Origin of the sequence: Aestuariivivens sediminis (genome assembly GCF_022662105.1) — a bacterium.
Lineage (GTDB): Bacteria > Bacteroidota > Bacteroidia > Flavobacteriales > Flavobacteriaceae > Aestuariivivens > Aestuariivivens sediminis.
The window spans coordinates 376559-396259 of sequence record NZ_JAKMCP010000002.1; the positions used below are offsets into that span (position 1 = coordinate 376559).

At 39.8% G+C, this 19701-nt stretch carries 16 protein-coding genes; all 16 read left to right on the top strand.

The window, feature by feature from the left end:
* Positions 1 to 326: 326 nt before the first annotated feature.
* Positions 327 to 521, top strand: coding sequence for a cold-shock protein (locus MR054_RS05995; RefSeq protein WP_242084454.1), 195 nt, complete (start codon positions 327 to 329; stop codon positions 519 to 521).
* 265 nt (positions 522 to 786) lie between these two features.
* The gene (locus MR054_RS06000) at positions 787 to 2073 is read left to right on the top strand and encodes a retropepsin-like aspartic protease (RefSeq protein ID WP_242156969.1); all 1287 of its coding nucleotides are present in this window, start codon (positions 787 to 789) and stop codon (positions 2071 to 2073) included.
* A gap of 180 nt (positions 2074 to 2253) precedes the next feature.
* A complete protein-coding gene (locus MR054_RS06005) occupies positions 2254 to 2754 on the top strand; it encodes a VOC family protein (RefSeq protein WP_242156971.1) in 501 nt (166 codons plus the stop codon).
* Between the two features lie 156 nt (positions 2755 to 2910).
* The gene (locus tag MR054_RS06010; RefSeq protein WP_242156973.1) at positions 2911 to 4083 is read left to right on the top strand and encodes a glycoside hydrolase family 26 protein; all 1173 of its coding nucleotides are present in this window, start codon (positions 2911 to 2913) and stop codon (positions 4081 to 4083) included.
* 320 nt (positions 4084 to 4403) lie between these two features.
* Positions 4404 to 5087, top strand: coding sequence for a hypothetical protein (locus MR054_RS06015; protein ID WP_242156975.1), 684 nt, complete (start codon positions 4404 to 4406; stop codon positions 5085 to 5087).
* Positions 5088 to 5308: 221 nt separating this feature from the next.
* A complete protein-coding gene (locus MR054_RS06020) occupies positions 5309 to 6241 on the top strand; it encodes an ester cyclase (protein ID WP_242156977.1) in 933 nt (310 codons plus the stop codon).
* 92 nt (positions 6242 to 6333) lie between these two features.
* Positions 6334 to 7560 carry an FAD binding domain-containing protein gene (locus tag MR054_RS06025; protein WP_242156979.1) on the top strand — a complete coding sequence of 409 codons (1227 nt, stop codon included), beginning with the start codon at positions 6334 to 6336 and terminating at the stop codon, positions 7558 to 7560.
* Between the two features lie 129 nt (positions 7561 to 7689).
* Positions 7690 to 8694, top strand: coding sequence for an NADPH-dependent aldehyde reductase Ahr (ahr, locus tag MR054_RS06030; RefSeq protein WP_242082913.1), 1005 nt, complete (start codon positions 7690 to 7692; stop codon positions 8692 to 8694).
* A gap of 130 nt (positions 8695 to 8824) precedes the next feature.
* Positions 8825 to 10243, top strand: coding sequence for an alpha/beta hydrolase family protein (locus tag MR054_RS06035; protein WP_242156981.1), 1419 nt, complete (start codon positions 8825 to 8827; stop codon positions 10241 to 10243).
* Between the two features lie 585 nt (positions 10244 to 10828).
* Positions 10829 to 11941, top strand: coding sequence for a glycoside hydrolase family protein (locus MR054_RS06040; RefSeq protein WP_242156982.1), 1113 nt, complete (start codon positions 10829 to 10831; stop codon positions 11939 to 11941).
* A gap of 161 nt (positions 11942 to 12102) precedes the next feature.
* Positions 12103 to 12813 carry a hypothetical protein gene (locus MR054_RS06045; RefSeq protein ID WP_242156983.1) on the top strand — a complete coding sequence of 237 codons (711 nt, stop codon included), beginning with the start codon at positions 12103 to 12105 and terminating at the stop codon, positions 12811 to 12813.
* Positions 12814 to 12913: 100 nt separating this feature from the next.
* Positions 12914 to 14323, top strand: a complete 1410-nt coding sequence (locus tag MR054_RS06050) for a pyridoxal phosphate-dependent decarboxylase family protein (protein WP_242156984.1) — start codon at positions 12914 to 12916, stop codon at positions 14321 to 14323.
* 56 nt (positions 14324 to 14379) lie between these two features.
* Positions 14380 to 15102, top strand: coding sequence for an NAD(P)-dependent oxidoreductase (locus tag MR054_RS06055; RefSeq protein WP_242156985.1), 723 nt, complete (start codon positions 14380 to 14382; stop codon positions 15100 to 15102).
* A 164-nt stretch (positions 15103 to 15266) separates the two neighbouring features.
* The gene (locus MR054_RS06060) at positions 15267 to 17138 is read left to right on the top strand and encodes a sulfatase family protein (RefSeq protein WP_242156986.1); all 1872 of its coding nucleotides are present in this window, start codon (positions 15267 to 15269) and stop codon (positions 17136 to 17138) included.
* Positions 17139 to 17216: 78 nt separating this feature from the next.
* On the top strand, positions 17217 to 18086 hold the full coding sequence (locus MR054_RS06065; RefSeq protein WP_242156987.1) for a patatin-like phospholipase family protein: 870 nt from the start codon (positions 17217 to 17219) through the stop codon (positions 18084 to 18086).
* Between the two features lie 206 nt (positions 18087 to 18292).
* On the top strand, positions 18293 to 19669 hold the full coding sequence (locus tag MR054_RS06070) for an APC family permease (RefSeq protein WP_242156988.1): 1377 nt from the start codon (positions 18293 to 18295) through the stop codon (positions 19667 to 19669).
* The last annotated feature ends 32 nt before the right edge of the window (positions 19670 to 19701 follow it).

Genomic DNA, 19701 nt, shown 5'->3' on the forward strand with positions numbered 1-19701 from the left:
CATATAAATAAGAGCAGGTTAAGTGCTTAATTTCCAAAACGACAGAATAAATATAAAAATTGAATAATTTTCTCTTTTTAGACCATTACTACGGATAAAATAAGTATTTTTGTCCGGTTCAAGATAGAACAGCTTTTAATAGTAAGGTATTATTTAGTAATTAGTTAAAGAGTTTTACTCTTCTTTCCTTTTTTATTTCATCATCCCTTTATTTTTTAAGAATATAACAGCGTATTAGTCGTCTAGATTTTTTTATTAATCAAAGCGGAACGTTAGTTAACCAATCTAATTGAACAACATTTATTTTTAACTTAAAATTTAATATGATGCAAGAAGGCACAGTAAAATTTTTTAACAACTCAAAAGGATTTGGGTTTATCAAATCAAATGAAACAGGAGAAGACATCTTTGTACATTCCACTGGTTTAATTGACGACATCAGAGAAGATGACAAAGTTCAATTTAGAACTGAACAAGGAAAAAAAGGATTAAATGCTATTAACGTTGAAGTTGTAAATTAATTTGTAGCAAATTAGCATTTCGAATTCTGAATCAAGATTGTCTGAAAAGGCAATCTTTTTTTATTTCATAAGGGATCTGATTAAAAACCAAGCACAACACTGGCTATAATTACTGCGTCAGTTCGCAACGCTGGTGTGATGGCCTGTTTTTGGTTAATTGAAAAATACCTACTTTTAACAATCTATGATTCCTACGCGAAAAATCCTGCGGATTTCCATTCGCAAAGGAATCATAGCCAAACCGTTACCCAACATTCTGTACATAATGAAAAACACCGTATTCCTTTTACTGATTTTATGCTTTGGATGTCAGCAATTTCAAAATAAAACAAGTGATTATAAGGTCTTTCAAGAATTGCAACAATTAACAGATACTCAAAATTACTTTAAACTCAAACAAGTTTTTGAATCTCAAAAAGATAAGCTTTCAAAAGAACATGAATTATACTTTAAGGCAATTCTTTTTAATATTTTTAATAACCTGGAAAATTCAAATTTGGTAATTGATGAATTAATTAACCAAAGGGCAATACATGTAACAGATACCTTGCTAAATACATTATACAACACAAAACTACTTAATCACATAAATCTATATGAATACCATGACGCTGTGCTTACTAGTGATATTATTCTGAATAAATACCGTCAATTAAACGATTCGTCCGAGATAGCGTCCCTTGAAAATGAACTGAAAATTTGGACATCTTTAAGACATACGCCTAAACAAGAAATTATCAGAAATAAAGATGTTGCATTCCCGATGGTTAGGGATAAAGTAGGTTTGTTCAATGTGGATGTCACGATAAACAACACGATTAAGAATTTTGTATTTGATACCGGTGCTAATATGTCAGTGATAAAGAGGTCGCTTATTAAACATTTTGACTTGACCTATATAGAATCCGATTTCTATGTTACAGCATTCACCGGACAAAGAGTAGATAGTGACATAGCCATTGCTGAAACTTTAAGAATAGGGGAACTTACTTTTAAGAATGTGGTCTTTTTGGTACTGAATGATGAAGACATTTCATTTCCTCAAATAGATTACTACATCAATGGAATCATCGGCTTTCCTGTTATTGAAGCTATGGAAGAGATTAGAATTTCAAAAAACGATACCATACGTGTTCCAAAAACTCCCGTTGCGTACAATTTATCCAATTTTGCATTAGATGGTTTAACACCCATAATAGCCGTAAATTATAAAAAAGACACCTTGAGTTTTGGATTTGATACAGGAGCGCGAGCAAGTACCTTGTACGCCCCATTCTACCAGAAGTATAAAAACCAAGTGGATACTAACTATGAGCTACAAAAATTTAAGTCAAGCAGTGCTGGTGGTGTTATTGAATTCGATGGATATATCATTGACGATATCGATTTGAAAGTTGGAGAATCTAAAGCGTCACTAAAGAATTTACAACTTCATAAAAATAAAATAGGAACGGACGCCAATAACTTATATGGGAATTTCGGGCAAGATTTTATAAAGCATTTTGACGAAATGATCATCAGTTTTAAAAATAGCTCTGTGTTATTTAAATGACATTCTAAATAAAAACCCCTTGGGGAATACCAAATATAATTTCTTGCTTGTTCCAGCTACTCACGAAAATCTTCGTGGATTTTCTATTCGGTTTGTTTGTGCTAAATTAGATGCTTAACTACGCAACGTTTCATTTACAACCCCGTTGTGCACATTTAAAACTGATCAAATACCAATGGAATGAAAATAATTTATTTACTTCTCGCTAGTATCATGTTGTTGACCTCATGTCAGTCCAAAGAACCTATCTCTCCAAGGTTTAATCATGTAGTCATTCAGGTTTCAAATATGGAAAAATCAGTTGATTTCTATACTCATGCATTTGACCTTAAAGTGACTAACGATAGTTTAAAACATGTCGTTTACACATTAGCAGATGGAACGAAAAAAGAAAGAGACGTAAACGTCGTATTATTAAAATTTCCGAATCAGGATTTTGTTTATGAAATGTCTGAAGTAACAGACTTTGACCCCTCTGTAAAATTTGCCCTTTTTCATCATGTTGGAATTGACGTTAAGGATATTAAAAAGGCCTATGATCGGGCGAAACAGGCAGGAGCTGAAGTGTTGGTTCCTATTCGGTTAGTGCAAACCAATGGCATAGAAACGAAACAAGCGTTTCTAAAAGGGCCTGATGGAGAAATCATTGAATTAATGCAACTCATTTCAGGAGATTTTTGAAAAGACGAAATACCTGTTTACCACAATGTAAAAGTGTAATTAAAGGGGATTCGACCGCCTTTCGACTGCCGTCAGGGCAGGTTTAAATAAACTCGTAATGGTGAGCGTTAGGGCTTAGCCAAAAAACACTATCTTTAATACCTAACTGCCGGTTATATGAGGCCGCTAGTGACAATTAAAAACAGAAAAATGAATCACTTATTGAACTGCGAGAACAACACATTATTCAATATCTATTCTGTACCAGTCATGATATTGTTTATGACCACATCTTGTATTGAGTTTAATGCCCAGAATAAAGAGATGAGAACCTCCGGTCGGATCACTAAGGAGATGGTTTCAAAGATACAAACAGACATCGACCCTGAATTTGTTTACGAATATGAACAAACAAAATTCGTACCCCCCAAGGGCAAAACGCTGTTGGTCATGGGCCAAACCGTTGAACGGATTGCTGAGTACATGAACCATTTCCCGAATCAACCCATTCCTGGCGGCTGGGCCGCTTACTGGGGGATTCCTGAATTTAAAGGTGTTAAGGAGGCTCATAAAAATACTGAAGTTGGCCATACTCAAAACCATCAAATGCTTATTGATGAATTTCCCAATACAGTTGTTCAAAGTGCAATGTGGATGGTAGGAAAATGGGATGTTGCAAAAAAGGCCGGCGACGGTGATTATGATGACGTGATTAAAAAATACAGCGCTTGGGCTAAATCCGTGGACCGACCTATCTACCTCAGGATCGGATATGAATTTGACGGGCCTCACAACGCGTTGGAACCCGAAGAGTATGTCCGGGCATACAGGCATATCGTGGATCTTATGCGAGCCAAAGGTGTAAAAAATATCGCCTTTGTCTGGCATTCCTACGCCTCCACACCGTTCAAAAATCACCCATTGTCTGCTTGGTATCCGGGTGATGACTATGTGGACTGGGTGGCTATCTCAGTCTTTGGCCATGCATATGATGGTACAGATTTTGGTCCAGATTGTGATACCGTTCTTCAATTTGCCAAAGAACATAAGAAACCCGTAATGATTGCTGAGTCTAGCCCGATAAAAGGTGTTGATAAGGAAAGCGCTATGGCCTGGGATCAATGGTTTGTCAATTTCTTCACCTTCACCTATTCCAAGAACATAAAGGCCATCAGTTTTATAAACGAAGACTGGACCAGTTTTGGAATGGCAGGAATTGAAGCGTGGAAGGATAGTCGTCTCTACAACAACAGCCAGGTATCCGAGGCATGGTTTAAAGAGACAAATAAAGACCGCTATTTGAAGCAATCAACAGATCTATTTAAGCAGTTGGGATATGAGAAGTATTAGTTAAAACCTTTCGACCTAGCCTAACAAATCAATAATACAAAAATTGTAATAGTCGTAATTCACCATCTCACGGAGACCAGTGAGCAGCTAGACCTTGTACCCTATTTAATGAACAGCTTAACACTACATCATATTAAGGGATTTTAAATTTAAGTCGTGTGTAATGCATTGCCATTATCCTTCCTCCAACGAAAATCCTGCGGATGTTACCATGGTTTGATTTTATTTGCTAACTTAGGTTCTTAAACATGCAACAAACCACACACAAACCACTATGCTCCATGATAACCAACTCATACGAATACTAAAATTTACATAAAATGAATCAAATTATTACGGCATTTGTTTTAACGGGAATCTTGATTTCTTGTAATTCTTCCAACAAGACCAAAAATTCAACAGAGGAGTCCTATGCTACAGAAAATGTAACCCAAACGGCATCAAACGAACTGGAAAACCATGTAGTGGCTATTGATACCGATGCCGCTTTAATTGCAACAGCACTAATGGCTGCTCCTAAAGAAAGCAGAGCAGGATGCAAAGTTATAGGCTACAATATGGCCGGTGAATTTGTGACCCTCAAAGAAGGTGATAACGAATTTATTGTTCTCGCAGATGATCCAAAAAAATCCGGATTCAGTGCAGCGTGCTACCATAAGGACCTGGAACCTTTTATGGCCAGAGGACGAGAACTTAGAGCCATGGGAAAGTCGGCGGATGAAATCTTCGATATCCGGGAAGCAGAAGCAAAATCGGGTAAGCTGGATATGGGAAAACCGGGATCTACACTACACATTTACTATGGACCCGATGATTTGTATGATCCCCAAACTTCTGAAGTGCAAGGGGCTCAATACCGGTATGTAGTCTATTTACCATTCGCCACTGCCGCATCTACCGGACTTCCGGAACAACCTGTAAGGGCTAACCATCCCTGGATTATGAATCCTGGAACACATAAAGCACACATCATGATTTCACCTTTATCCGAAGAACGTAAATAATCTAAAAGAGAAACAACGAATACACCACAGCAAGTACAGCTCATTGCTTCAGATTTTGCTTATGCCAATTCGCTTCGCTCGTGTCCTCGTGGAAAATGCATGGCCAGAACTATTACCAAGTTTTCTTTTCTAAATTAGTAATGAAATCAATGGAACAAATCGAAAATTCGAAAAAGTTAAACCCTATTCGAATCATTGGAAGTAATTAAATAAAACCGATTATGCATAGGGAACTCAGATATGCCATTTTATTAGGTATCGCAATGGCTAATTCTATCACAAGCTGTAGACAGGAAAATGACCATTCGGAATTATCTAAAAATGTTTCGATCGAAACAAAAGTGGTGGAACTAAACCCAGATGAAGAAAAAATTAAAACAACTATTAAAGAATTATTATTCGCTGCCGGAAACTATAATATTGCAGAATTGGAGACAATGATTTCCGATAAAGCAATGCTCGGAATAAGCAGCTTAAAAGATGGTGTCTGGTCTAATTCAGAAATAGCCATTAATGATTTCTTTGAAAGTGTGAAACATCGAGAACGCCGTCCTTACTGCGAAATACCGAATAACTTCGACATTCTAATTACAGAAGGTCAGGTAGCCTTGGCCAGAGCGGATTGCACGCTTCATAGATGGGGCATTCCACAAACCAGTGAAGTAAACCATTTTACATTAATTAAAGACCATGGCAAATGGAAGGTACTCCATATCTCCTGGACTAAAGTGGCACTTTCAGAAGACCAAAAGAATTATGATTTAGATATTTTCGCACGCGGATATGCACAGGCATGGTGCAGTCAAAGACCAAATTTTGTGTCCTCCTTTTTTGCAGAGGACGGTGAATTAGTGGTAAATAATGGAAAACCGGCAATAGGAACAGCGGCAATTACTCATGTTGCCCAAGGATTTATGGAGGCTTTTCCGGATATGATTGTTTCACTGGACAGTCTGACCACCAACAAAGCCAAAACAAAATTTCATTGGACACTTACAGGAACAAATGCGGGTCCAAATGGAACTGGAAACAAAGTGAATATTAACGGATTCGAAGAATGGACTTTAAATGATGATGGATTAATTCAAAAATCAAAAGGCCATTTTGATGAAAAAGAATATAAACGACAACTTGAATTTGGAGCGGATAAATAAAAACTGTAGCCCACAGAGGCTCCAATGATAAGCACCCTACGGGATGCTGGGACACCGTAAACGACCGTTGGCGATAAGTAAAGCGAGACACTATGAAAATTGGAATAGTAGGGGGATCCATTGCCGGTTGTTCGGCAACCATTCTTTTAAGGAAGGCAGGACATGACGTCACCGTGTTTGAGCGGTCCACCAAGGCCTTGACAGGCAGAGGTGGAGGTATTGGAACCACACCGGGTCTAATGGAAGAGATTAGAAAGGAAGGCCTTATCAAAGGAGATTTTGCCTATGTTCAAATTAATAAGATGCCATTCGTTGGCAAGAGCAGTGCTTCAGAACCTTATGGCAGGACGGCCTGGGCTTTGCCCATTAACTTTCATGTTTTCCAATGGAATGAACTTTGGAAAAACCTGAGGGCCAATGTCCCCGACGACTGTTATCAGGCAGGTATCAAAATAGTGAATGCCAAATCAATCCCCGACGGAAAGGTGGAACTGACCACAGAGTCAAAGGACAGACTCGTGTTCGACCTTGTGTTATTCGCAGATGGCTACAACTCCCTGGGGCGTCGTATTCTTTTTCCGGACAAGAAACTGAAATACAGAGGATATGTGCTTTGGAGAGGCCTGCTCCCTGAATCTAAAATAGAAAGTGCATCGCCTTTAAAGGATGGCATTCTCCGGTTGTCTTATGATAATGCACCCGGACATAATGTCGTTTATTTCATCCCTGATGAGAATGGGTCGATTAAAGAAGGCACACGTATGTTCAATTGGGCAGCCTATGTGGCCATTCCGGATTCTGAATTGGATGAACTTATGACGGATAGATGGGGGAAAATCAGATTCGGAACACTACCTCCGGGAACCATGACCAAAACAAATGAGGACCGACTGAAAAAGTTACTGTCCAGATCTATTCCCAATCACTATGCAGAGGTAGTTAACAAAACCAAAGACAGCTACATACAGGTTATCTATACGCTGGATTTAGACCGCTATTGTAAAGACAGAATGTGCCTAATAGGAGATGCCGGAATAGTTGTTCCTCCCTTCACGGGTTCCGGAGTATTCAAAGGATATCATAACGTTAAAGACCTGGTCCATTGTCTGAAGGAATACAGCAACCTGGAAGAGGCACTGGAACAGTGGAGCAAACGGCAACTCTTAACAGGTAAGCGCCTTTTGGCATTGGGGGAGCAAATGGAGAAGGCCTTCATTTGGGAGCAGCTGGACTTTGCACATGTAGACGAGGATACCACCAGGAAGTGGTGGAAGGCATCCGTAACTTTTCCTGATCGTTTCAACTATGAAACGGGGTAAAGCGAAACACTAGGGCCAAGAAGGGTTATAATACACTGCGCACCAATAAACAAAACCAAAAAATACTATCTTTAACTCCCAACGGAATCATAGCCAAATCGTTGGAAACCATTAAAACAAAGAAATAATATGAAAGTAAAAGCTTATGCGGCCAAAGAGCCAAAAGGAAAATTGGAACCTTATGCCTATGAATTAGATAAACCGGGACCGGAGGAAGTAGATATTAAGGTAGCCTATTGTGGAATTTGTCATTCCGATTTAAGTATGATAAACAACGATTGGGGCATGACCCAATATCCCATAGTGCCCGGTCATGAAATCGTAGGCGAAGTCATTGCTGCAGGTAACGCGGTTAAAAATGTAAAAATCGGAGACAAAGTTGGTTTAGGCTGGTTTTCAGCTTCATGTATGAGCTGTCAGGAATGTATGGATGGCGCGCATCATCTGTGTTCCAAAAGTGAAGCAACAATTGTAGGCAGGCATGGCGGTTTTGCCGACTATGTCCGAGGACATTGGTCATGGGCCATTTCGCTTCCGGAAGGTATTGATATGAGTAAGGCCGGCCCCTTGCTATGTGGTGGAATTACCGTCTTTAACCCCATAATAATAGCCGGTGTAAAACCAACCGATACGGTAGGTGTCATTGGAATTGGTGGCTTAGGACATATGGCACTTAAATTTTTAAAACATTGGGGTTGTGAAGTGGTGGCGTTTAGTTCTAATCCGGATAAGAAGGATCAGATTCTGGCCATGGGAGCGAACCAAGTTATAAATTCCAAAGATCCTCAGGAATTGGAATCTATTGCAGGACGTTTAAATTTCATCCTAAATACCACCAATGTAAGTTTGGACTGGAATTCCTACCTGTCAACCTTGGCGCCAAAAGGGAAACTTCATACCGTGGGTGCCGTTTTAGAACCTATGGCAATCCCTGCATTTAGTTTAATTGGTGGAGAAAAATCTGTAGGCGGAAGTCCCTTGGGAAGCCCTGCGCTAACAAAAACAATGCTTGATTTTTGCGTAAGACACACTATTTATCCAACAACGGAGGAATTCCCCATGGAACAGGTAAACCAGGCACTCGAGCACCTTGAAGAAGGTAAAGCGCGTTTTAGAATCGTTCTAAAAAATTAATAACTGCTCCCATCATGGTATTAAGGGCATTAAAATGCTTTCTTTGGTAAAATATTGTTTAGTTAATTCATTTGTTCAACTTACTGTTGGGATTTTTAATAGAATATGTAGATAATTAAATACAGATTTTATGAAAAATTTATCTAAAAGTTTTACGTTTTTGTTCGTTGCTGTTTTTCTTATAATTTCCGCAAATCAATCCTTTGCACAACGTACTATCCATAATTCTATAGAAGGGATTTGGGTCGGCAAATTAGAGATCCCGGGAGCTGCCACACTTAGAATAGGGATAATAGTGAAGGAAGACGGTTCAGCAGAACTAAACATTATTGACCAAGCTACGGGAAATATACCTATTGATGAGGTAAGCTATTTAGGGGATGGCGTAACGTTTATTTTAAACAAGTTAGGCATTACCATAAAGGGAAGGGTGAATGCGGATAAAGATGCCATAGAAAGTGAATTTATGCAGCGTGATAGAAAATTTGCACTTCATTTAAGTCTGGTAGATGAACTCCCCAAATTAATCAGACCCCAAACACCAAAAGCACCATTTGGATATACCAGCAGGGAAGTAGAAATTGAAAACAAAAAGGCTAATATTACTTTACAGGGAACGCTTACATTACCTAAATCAAAGACCAAAGTTCCGGCTGTGATTCTCCTTACCGGTTCCGGACAACAGGGCCGTGACCAGGACATTGCCGGACACAAACCCTTTTGGGTCATTGCCGATTATTTAAGTGAAAACGGTATAGCTGTTTTGCGAATGGATGACCGCGGTATTGGAGGTTCGACAGGTGATTTTAATAGGTCAACTACTGGCGACTTTGCCTCAGACGCCTTGGCCGCTGTGGCGTATTTAAAAAAATGTGAGGGAATTGATTTGAATCATATTGGTTTATTGGGGCATAGCGAAGGTGGAAGTACCGCTGCAATTGCGGCCTGTCAGTCAAACGATGTGAAATTCATAATATCGCTTTCAGGTGGAATCGTAAATTTTGGAAGCATTGTTATACAACAAATATCGGACCGGTTGAAGTTGCAGAATGTACCAGAAGAAAACATCGAACTTGAAATGCAATGGCGTAGAACATTGTACGAAATCGTAAGAGAACCCATTGATTCGTCTGCAGCAGCAGAAAAAATGTGGCATGCCTACAGGATATTACCAGAAAATGATATAAAAGCTATGAATTGGCCCGAGGGCAGGATGAATCATATGGTATCTCAATTGCTAAGTCCCTGGTGGAGGTATATCCTTTCTTTGGATGTCATATCCTTATATAAAAAAATAACATGTCCGGCTTTATTATTGTATGGAAGCAAAGATATGCAGGTAAACGCAAAAGAAAATTATGCTTTGATGGAAGAAGCAATAAAACCCAACAAGAAAAGTAATATTACCATTCAAATAATTGAGGGTGTAAATCACTTATATCAAACAGCAGGTACCGGTTCTGAGTATGAGTATGTTCAAATTGAAGAAACCATTTCACCGGAGGTTCTAAAATTAATAAGCGAATGGATTATCAATGATACCAATTAAAGATAAATTCTCATGTTTTTGGCATTGCTATTTATTATATCCTTTTTGTGACCGTTATGGTATTTACCATTGCATCAGAACCCGGTTGGGTGGATAATCTATAAATATAACGTCTTATATAGCCGATATGTTAGGGGAAGTGGTTGAAGCTGCCGGTGTGGTGATGGGATACCGTTTATACCAATAGTTTTATCCCGGAATGGAACGTCATGCATCGACTCCTTGGAAATAATACCTTTAAACAGTGCGGTCAGAGGCCGGTACATTCCAATTATGCCGCATAAAGACAGAGCGATGTTCAACCTAACCTCATTATCCGAACAGAGTCCAAGGAGGTAAAAAACGATAACCATTGCAAAGTGATGAGATATCAATGCGGAATGACCCGGAAAATAGAGCCCCGGAAAAAGACCATTCAAAAAACTTTTATTAAATTTCGTCCCTAACTTAGTTAGTATACACGACCTTTAACCACTGATTTAAATTTCTGTTTTTCTAAAAGCGCGGTAAAACAGGTTTAATTTCAGATAAAAAAACAATCGGTGTTTATGCTGCAAAAAAATAGTATTCATAAATTAGAAAAGGATGAAGGGTCCATTTAAAAATCCTTTTAATGCACAGACCATAGGTGTGACTTTACTACTTATTCTATGCTGTGGTGCATGCAAAACCGGCACGAGTAGTACAGAAAAGATTTATATCAAAGGGGTCTATGGCGATCCGGCGACTTTATTGCAAGCCGGTTATACTTTTAACGAATTGGGTGTGAATGCCCTATTTGTAAGAAGCTATTCGCTCAACGATGAATTGTACTATGCAGCACGTGAACAAGGGTGCAAGGTTTTTGTAGAGTTTCCCGTATTACTTGGACGGCAATTTATTGAAGACCATCCGCAATGCCAACCTAGAGACACTACAGGGCAGGCATCACCTCCTGCCGATTGGTTTATGGGTGTTTGCCCAACCTGCCCTGATTTTAAAGCCGATAGAAGGCAGCATCTTAAACGCCTACTTAATCAGTTTAAAGTAGATGGCATTTTTCTTGATTATCTGCATTGGCATGCCCAGTTCGAAACGCCCGAACCCATTTTACCTGAAACCTGTTTCTGTGAGCGTTGTACAGCGTTGTTTTCAAAAAAATACAAAATAGAAATCCCTCAAGGAAACAGCGCCGACAGGTCCCATCATATCTTGTCTTTTCACGAAAGGGAGTGGAGGGATTGGCGTAGAAGCATATTAACCGATTGGATAAGAGATCTGAAACACATCTTAAAAAGTCACCAACCGGAATCCGCCTTAGGTTTATTTTATTGTGCCTGGTATCCGGATGAGTATGATGCTGCCCTTTATCGGATATTGGGTATAGATATAAATGACTTCGCCAAAGAAGCTGATGTCCTGGCTCCGATGCTCTTTCATCATATGACAGATCGCCCCGTCCGCTGGATTGGTGAATATACCACCTGGCTGGATTCGGTATGTCACGCCATACGTCCTGAACATAAACCTGAAATTTGGCCCATTGTCCAGGCACATAATACTCCGGGAGAAGTGAGCCCTGCCGAATTTCGAGAAGCCATGCTGCAAGGTAGCGCCTTTCCATCAAGCGGAATCATGATGTTTTCGGATCGTGCTTTGCTCCAGGATCCGCGTAAATTGGAAATTATGAAATCATTATATGTAGTGGACCCTGAATAAATGATTCCCTGGAGATTGAAAAGAAACAAGAAGCAATGGACTTCGTTGGCAAAGCGTTAAAACTAAGTTTAAGTATCAAATAGCTGAATATCGCCAGAATAATCCTGAAGCGCATTTCACAAGAAACTCATAGCCAAACCGTAAGGCATTAAATCAAATACATGAAAAAGACTTTATTACTCCCGCTAGCAGTACTTCTTATAATATTCGGTTGCGAACACAAACCCCTTATTGAAGGGCTATGGCTGGTTAAATCAGTAAAGGTAGGCGAAGAAGACAGGACTCCAAATGCAAGATGGATCCGTTTTAATTCCGACTTGACTCAAGAATCGGGCAATGGTAGATTTCAACATTCCTATGGAACATGGAAACTTAATGGGCAATCTCATGAACTATCTGTTGAAAACTCAAACGGTTTGGAGGATTTAAATCCTCCCTTTAAGGTAATGATTGATAAAAACAAAATGGTTTGGGAAAGAACCGAAGAAGGACAGGATATTAACATGACTTTGGTCCGTGCATCTCGGCTGCCGGAAACGTATGGTGATAAAATACTTGGGCTGTGGCATTTAGAACGCGCTACCGGCCAGGGAAACTATTTTGAGCCGTCAACCAATAATGAAACCAAAAGTTATCTATTTTTCAGATGGGATAAGCGATTTGTCATAGCCTCCGAAAAAGGAAGCATACACGGCATTTATAATGTTCACGGACATCACCCTGAAGTTGAATTAGTACCATATGGAGAACCCTTCGAAAGAACCTTTTGGAACATTCAATTTGAGGCTAATGAGATCACTTTAACATTATTAAATACAGACGGCATTGTGGCAAGAAAATTTAAAAGAATTCATAAATTTCCGGACCAATAAAAACGATATGAGAACAATGGATAACCGCATTCATTCGAAACACAAAGTCATCCAACCGATAACTGATGGTTATACAAACCCTGGACATTAATTAGAAAAAATGAGCAAACTTCAAGACAACATGTTTCTCGAAATGAGAAACAAAGAACTATTTAAGCAGGCACAACAATATGCATTTGAATATTTGGAAGGTGTATTTGACCGAAATGTTTATCCAACAGAAGAAGCCCTTAAGAACTTATCCGTGTTCAACGAAGAACTTCCTGTTAACTCAACAAACGCTAAACGTGTCATTGAACAATTACACAAATACGGGAACCCGGCAACCACAGCAACTTTGGGGGGAAGATATTTTGGATTTGTCTGTGGAAGTGTGGTCCCGGTAGGTTTGGCCGCTAAAAATCTTGGAACCTATTGGGACCAGGCCCCTGCCATGAATGTGCTTTCCCCAATAGGAAGTAAATTGGAATCTGTTGTTGAAAAATGGCTTGTAGAATTATTCCATTTGCCTCAAACGACTTCCGCCGGATTTGTTAGCGGAACATCAACAGCAAATTTATGCGGTTTGGCGGCTGCCAGATATCGCATTCTTGAAAGAAACCATTGGGATATCAATGAAAAAGGGCTTAGAAACTCCCCTAAAATAAGAATTGTAACCGGGAAACACGCCCATTCGACGGTTTTAAAAGCTATCGGTATTTTAGGTTTGGGAAAGGAAAATATAGAATGGGTAGAGGTTGATAATCAAGGTAGAATCATCCCTGAATCGATTCCTGAATTAGATGAAAACACCATTTTGATATTACAGGCAGGCAATGTAAATAGTGGCGCATTTGATGACTTTGAAGGGATTTGCAAGAAGGCAAAGAAAGCCAATGCCTGGGTGCATATCGATGGTGCTTTTGGTTTGTGGGCACAAGCCGTGAAAGAATTACAGCATTTAACCAAGGGGATAGAAAAGGCTTCTTCCTGGGCTGTAGATGGTCACAAAACATTAAACACTCCATATGATTGTGGAATCATATTATGTTCAGACCAGGAGGCCATGACTTCGGCGCTTCATATGTCTGGAAGTTACATTGTAGAAAGCGATGAAAGAGATGGTATGTTTTATACCCCTGAAATGTCTCGTAGAGCCAGGATCATTGAATTATGGTCGATATTGAAGTACCTTGGTAAAAATGGAATTGATGAAATGATTCTGAACATGACCCAAAGGGCAAAACAATTTGCGGAAGAAATAACAAAAACCAATGGCTTCTATGTTGAAAATGACATTGTGTTAAATCAAGTCCTTGTGAGATGCGATACCGATGAAATTACAGATAGGGTGTTGCATACCATTCAAAGGTTAAGAGTGTGTTGGCTGGGGGGTTCCATGTGGTTTGGTAAAAAGGTTATGCGCGTTAGTATTTGCTCATGGGCCACAACGGAAAGCGACATTTCTAAAGCGGTGAAATCATTTCAAAAGGCCTTGGCGTTAGAAACAATCAAAGGCCATAAAGCATAGGCATTTAAAATCAGGTATAGTCCAGTAGTGGTGAAATCTTCAAAAAAAAGAGAGAAATGTTAGTATTAGTCGTAGGGGCCAGTGGTGCAACAGGCAGACATTTGGTTAATCAGCTTTTGCTCAAAGGAAATCAAGTTAGAATTATAGTGCGTTCCAAAGCGCATTTACCAAAATCATGGAAGGCGAATACCCATTTAGAAATTATTACGGCCAGCATTTTAGAGTTAACGGAAAACCAATTGATTACATACACCTCTGATTGTGATGCCATAGTATCCTGTTTGGGACATAACGTTACTTTCAAGGGTATTTATGGAAAACCCAGAAAACTAGTGACCGAGGCCACCAAGCGACTTTGTAATGCTGTCCAAACTCATGAACTAAAAAGCCCGATCAAATTCGTGTTAATGAACTCCTCCGGAAACAGTAACCGAGACTTGAACGAACCCATGTCATTAGCTCAAAAAGGGGTTATCGGCCTGCTTAGATTGTTGTTACCACCCCATGTAGATAATGAACAGGCAGCGGATTATTTACGGACCCAAATTGGTCAAAATAACAGGCATATCGAATGGGTCGCTGTTAGACCCGATAGTTTGATAAATGAAGACGACCTTACCGAATACGAATCCTATGCCTCACCCATTAGAAGTGCCATTTTTAATGCCGGTAAGATCAGCCGAATCAATGTAGGACACTTTATGGCGGAATTAATTAACGATAATAATCTATGGAATACATGGAAAGGCCAAATGCCTGTTCTTTATTCTAAAACTTGACGCGTTAATATCCAAACATAACCCCTATTACGACATATTCGACTACCCCTCATACCCCGTCGATCTGGTTAGAATGATTAGTTGGCCTTCTAAATCGAAAATAATTACTAATTTTATCCGTAACTGAGACCTATACCACCACGATACCACAATTTATCTCCACTATGAAATATGTTCAAAGGCTGGATTCAGTCCTAATTCGATCCCTAGTTCTACTGGTTCTCTTGCCGTCCTGCCGTTCTGAAAACCCCGCCCTTGAAAAACCGAATATCGTTTGGATCACATCAGAGGACAATTCAAAACATTACCTAAAGCGGTTTGATGACAACGGCGTTTCAACACCCCACATTGAATCCCTGGCAGATCATGGAATAGTTTTCAGTCGGGCATTCTCGAATGCACCCGTCTGTAGTGTGGCCCGTTCGACTATAATTTCGGGATGTTATGCCCCAAGATTAGGGGCTCAGTATCATAGAAAAATGACTAAAGTTCCCATGCCGGATGCATTGAAGATGTTTCCTGCCTATCTTCGGAAAGCGGGTTATTATACCACCAATAACAGTAAAGAGGATTATAATATTATTAAGGGGGATGATGTCTGGAATGAATCTTCCGGGAATGCGTCCTGGCGAAATAGAGTTGCAGGACAACCCTTTTTTCATGTGGTTAACATTGACAGGACTCATGAGGGGACGCTTCATTTCACAAAGGAACAAATGAATGACCAGCCCAATATAAATGATGAATATGGGTTTGAGGTTCAGCCCAATCATCCGGACACCAAACTTTTCAGGTACACGAATGCCCGTTATCGTGACAAGATCCAGCAAATGGATACGCAAGTAGGGGCTATTATTAAAGAACTCGAAAAAGACGGGCTGCTCGAAAATACGTTTATTTTCTATTTTGGAGATCACGGGGGGGCATTGCCTGGAAGTAAGGGATACGTGTACGAGACGGGGCTGCACATACCACTTGTTGTTCGTATCCCTGAAAAATACCACCATTTGGTGGATATTAAAGCAGGAAGCACGGTAAAAGGCTTTGTGAGTTTTATAGATTTAGGGCCAACTGTATTGAACTTAGCCGGAGTGGACATTCCTGATGGTCTTGATGGAAGCCCCTTTTTGGGAAAACAGTTGAGTACGGAAGCGGTGAATGCCAGAGATGAGACCTTTGCCTATGCCGATCGATTTGATGAAAAATATGATCTGGTAAGATCCATACGAAAAGGCAACTATAAATACATTAGAAGCTATCAGCCCTTCAATTTTGATGGCTTAATGAATAACTACCGTTATAAACAGCTCGCTTATCGGGAATGGCAGTCCATGTTCGAGGAAGGTTTATTAAATGATGTACAATCCGCCTTCTTCAAAAATCGTGAGCCCGAAATGCTTTTTGATGTGGAAGCTGATCCTTTTGAAACTAATAATCTTATTGCAGACCCGAAGTATCTTGACCTTACCCTAGCCCTTCGTCAACGTTTAAATACCTGGGTTAAAGAAATGCCGGATTTGTCCTTTTACCCTGAATATGTTCTCATTGAAAACGCTTTTTCCAACCCCGTGGCATTTGGAAGATTACACCAAAAGGAAATTGCAAAATATGTGGATATTTCCAATTTGTGTCTGTCGAATTTTGAAAGTGTGAAAGAGAAAATTATCCAAAGTTTACATGCGGAAGACCCCTGGGAAAGATATTGGGGCTTAATAACGTGCAGTATCTTTAATAAAGAGGCCTCGTCCTTGGAAAGCACAATACGATCTCTGGCTTACCATGATCCGGTACATATAAATCGTGTGCGTGCTGCAGAATATTTGGGAATCACAAGGATTGAGGATCCCTCATCGGTTATGACAACGGCCCTGTACAATTCTAAAACACCTGCGGAAGCTCTATTGATACTGAATTCCATTGTATTGATGCAATCCAACCCGTATCACTATACATTTGACATTCAACTGGAGAATATTTCCGGAACCGTTGTAGAAAACCCGGAGGTTAAACGTAAATTGGATTATTTGGATCTCTAATAGGTAAAATTCACGGCCAGTAACATGGTATGAACATAATAGCCGAATGGCGTCCAAACGAATATTGAAATTAATCATATGAAAAAGATATCATTAGTCTTATCAGGAGGAGGTGCAAGAGGAATTGCACACCTGGGGGTTTTGGAAGAGTTGGAAAAACAGGATTATGAAATTCACTCCATAACAGGTACTTCTATGGGGGCCGTTGTGGGTGGAATTTATGCAGCCGGAAAAATTAGGGAGTTTAAAAAATGGATTTTAAACCTCGATAAAATAGACATCTTTAAACTGGTGGATTTCACACTTTTTAATAATGGCTTTATTAAGGGTGATAAAGTATTTGAAGCCATATCACCCTTCATCTCGAACCGTCAGATTCAGGATTTACCAATTAGGTATTCTGCAACTGCCACCGATTTAGTGGGTAAAAAAGAAGTTCTGTTCACAGAGGGAAGTCTCTATGATGCGTTGCGCGCTTCGATTGCAATTCCAAATGTCCTGACACCGGTGGTCAAGGAGGATGCCATTCTTGTCGATGGTGGTGTGGTAAATAATATTCCTATCAATCATGCGCATCGAATGGATAATGATCTTTTGGTTGCAGTTAATGTGAATGCCGATATTCCCCTAATTGATACTGAGATAAAGAATAAGGAAAAGGAGTCTCTCTATCAAAGCGCTATGGCTAAATTCAGTAAGAATTTGAGGGAATTGTTCTCTAATGATGCCAATAATGATTTAAATTATTTTGACATCATGAATGTTTCTTTTGAATTGATGAGGAACGAAATGGATAAGATCTCCCTTAAAAATACACCTCCCGATATATTAATAGAAACTTCACGGGATCGCTGTAAGATTTATGATTTTTATAAGGCAGAGGAATTGATAGCGCTGGGACGGAAAGCAACCGTAATGGCTTTAAAACGCCATACAAATCCATCATAGAATGACGGTTTAAATTCTAAAAAAGGGAACGGTAACCGGCTAAAACACCACTTGAAAAGAATAGATCCAAAAATAATCATCTAAACATAATAACCATTATCTTACCGGATGCAATGTGAGGAGATTCAAAATGGGCATCTGCTCTATGGACTATCCGTCATATCCCATGGAACGCTATGAGAACGAACATTAAAAAAATCAAATTGATGACCCGTCCCCAAAAAGCAAACAATGCGCTCAAACGGTCATTAGGCCTCACGTCCCTTATTGCGATTTGTGTTGGGGTGGTGGTTGGTCAGGGTCCATTAATTACTATTTTACAGGGTGTAGGCATAAATGCTACAGGATTTGTTGTAGCCATGCTTATTGCCTTTGTGTTATCGTTGAGTTACGTTTTTACCTTTAGTGAACTTGCCCTAATGATGCCCAAGGCAGGCGGCATTAGTACCTACACTGAAGTTGCGGTAGGGCATCTCCCGGCTATCATTGTGACCATTGGCGGCTATTTGGGTATTGCTGTTTTTGCAGGAGCTGCAGATCTCTTCTTGCTGGATTATGTCATGGATACCCTCTATCCCGACACCTTTAGCCGTTTTGGACTTTGGGTTTATATCATCATCATTATTTTAAATATTCTGGGTATTGAGGTTTTTGCAACGGTACAAAACCTACTGGCATTCGTAATGCTCACTGCCTTAATTGTTATTGGGATTGCCGGGATAAGCAGTTCAGCAGTTCAAGATATTCCTTTTGAAGGTTTAATATCGGGTATTGGCGCATTGGACTGGAGCTTACTTTCATTGACCGTCCTTGCGGTATGGGCCTTTCTTGGGATGGAATTTGTTTGTCCGTTGGTGGAAGAAACCAAACAGCCCGAAAAGAACTTACCCAAGGCCATGCTAATTTCTTGTTTCATCCTGTTATTGATTTATGGATCGGTTGCATTGGCTGGTTATCACAAGGTGCCTGGTAAGGAATTAGTCGATTCTTCTATCCCGCATTGGGTTTTGGTCAAATCCATTTTTGGTGAAAATGCACGATTAATTATGGCTGTCCTTGCCATTACAGCAGCTGCTACCTGTTTTAGCACCGGAATCGCCTCCATTTCTAGAATGCTGTTTGGCATGGCCAAGAACAATCAATTACCGTCTGCATTTAAACGCCTCCATCCTAAATTCAAAACCCCTTGGTTTGGCATCTTTTTTCAATGCAGCCTGGCCATTGCAGTGTATATCATTTTTCAAGACTCACAGAATATCATTATCCTTTTGATGATATCCTGTTCGGCCATATTTCTTCTGGTTTATATTATGGCCCACTTAGATCTGATGATCTTGAGAAAAAAATATCCTGAATTCCATCGTCCCTATCGATCTCCTTTCTATCCCGTACTGCAAATACTGGGCATCATTGGAATGATTTATCTGATCATTAATAATTCGCCTTCCCCGGAAATGACCAAAAAGGTGTATGTCAATGCCGGTGTGTTCATGGGGATCACAGCGCTGTACGCAGTTCTCTGGATAAAGTATCGAATGAAGAAACCTTATTTTAAAGGGGAGTCCATTGAAAAAGTGCTGTAGACCGATACCCAAAATACCTGGGTCCCCTAGTG

Bases quoted from the DNA above. Each gene is read 5' to 3' on its own strand.
- MR054_RS06070 (WP_242156988.1), top strand. From the start codon at position 18,293: ATGACCCGTCCCCAAAAAGCAAACAATGCGCTCAAACGGTCATTAGGC.
- MR054_RS06040 (WP_242156982.1), top strand. From the start codon at position 10,829: ATGAAGGGTCCATTTAAAAATCCTTTTAATGCACAGACCATAGGTGTG.
- MR054_RS06005 (WP_242156971.1), top strand. From the start codon at position 2,254: ATGAAAATAATTTATTTACTTCTCGCTAGTATCATGTTGTTGACCTCA.
- MR054_RS06065 (WP_242156987.1), top strand. From the start codon at position 17,217: ATGAAAAAGATATCATTAGTCTTATCAGGAGGAGGTGCAAGAGGAATT.
- MR054_RS06050 (WP_242156984.1), top strand. From the start codon at position 12,914: ATGAGCAAACTTCAAGACAACATGTTTCTCGAAATGAGAAACAAAGAA.
- MR054_RS06035 (WP_242156981.1), top strand. From the start codon at position 8,825: ATGAAAAATTTATCTAAAAGTTTTACGTTTTTGTTCGTTGCTGTTTTT.
- MR054_RS06055 (WP_242156985.1), top strand. From the start codon at position 14,380: ATGTTAGTATTAGTCGTAGGGGCCAGTGGTGCAACAGGCAGACATTTG.
- ahr (WP_242082913.1), top strand. From the start codon at position 7,690: ATGAAAGTAAAAGCTTATGCGGCCAAAGAGCCAAAAGGAAAATTGGAA.
- MR054_RS06000 (WP_242156969.1), top strand. From the start codon at position 787: ATGAAAAACACCGTATTCCTTTTACTGATTTTATGCTTTGGATGTCAG.
- MR054_RS06060 (WP_242156986.1), top strand. From the start codon at position 15,267: ATGAAATATGTTCAAAGGCTGGATTCAGTCCTAATTCGATCCCTAGTT.
- MR054_RS06045 (WP_242156983.1), top strand. From the start codon at position 12,103: ATGAAAAAGACTTTATTACTCCCGCTAGCAGTACTTCTTATAATATTC.
- MR054_RS06025 (WP_242156979.1), top strand. From the start codon at position 6,334: ATGAAAATTGGAATAGTAGGGGGATCCATTGCCGGTTGTTCGGCAACC.
- MR054_RS05995 (WP_242084454.1), top strand. From the start codon at position 327: ATGCAAGAAGGCACAGTAAAATTTTTTAACAACTCAAAAGGATTTGGG.
- MR054_RS06020 (WP_242156977.1), top strand. From the start codon at position 5,309: ATGCATAGGGAACTCAGATATGCCATTTTATTAGGTATCGCAATGGCT.
- MR054_RS06010 (WP_242156973.1), top strand. From the start codon at position 2,911: ATGAGGCCGCTAGTGACAATTAAAAACAGAAAAATGAATCACTTATTG.
- MR054_RS06015 (WP_242156975.1), top strand. From the start codon at position 4,404: ATGAATCAAATTATTACGGCATTTGTTTTAACGGGAATCTTGATTTCT.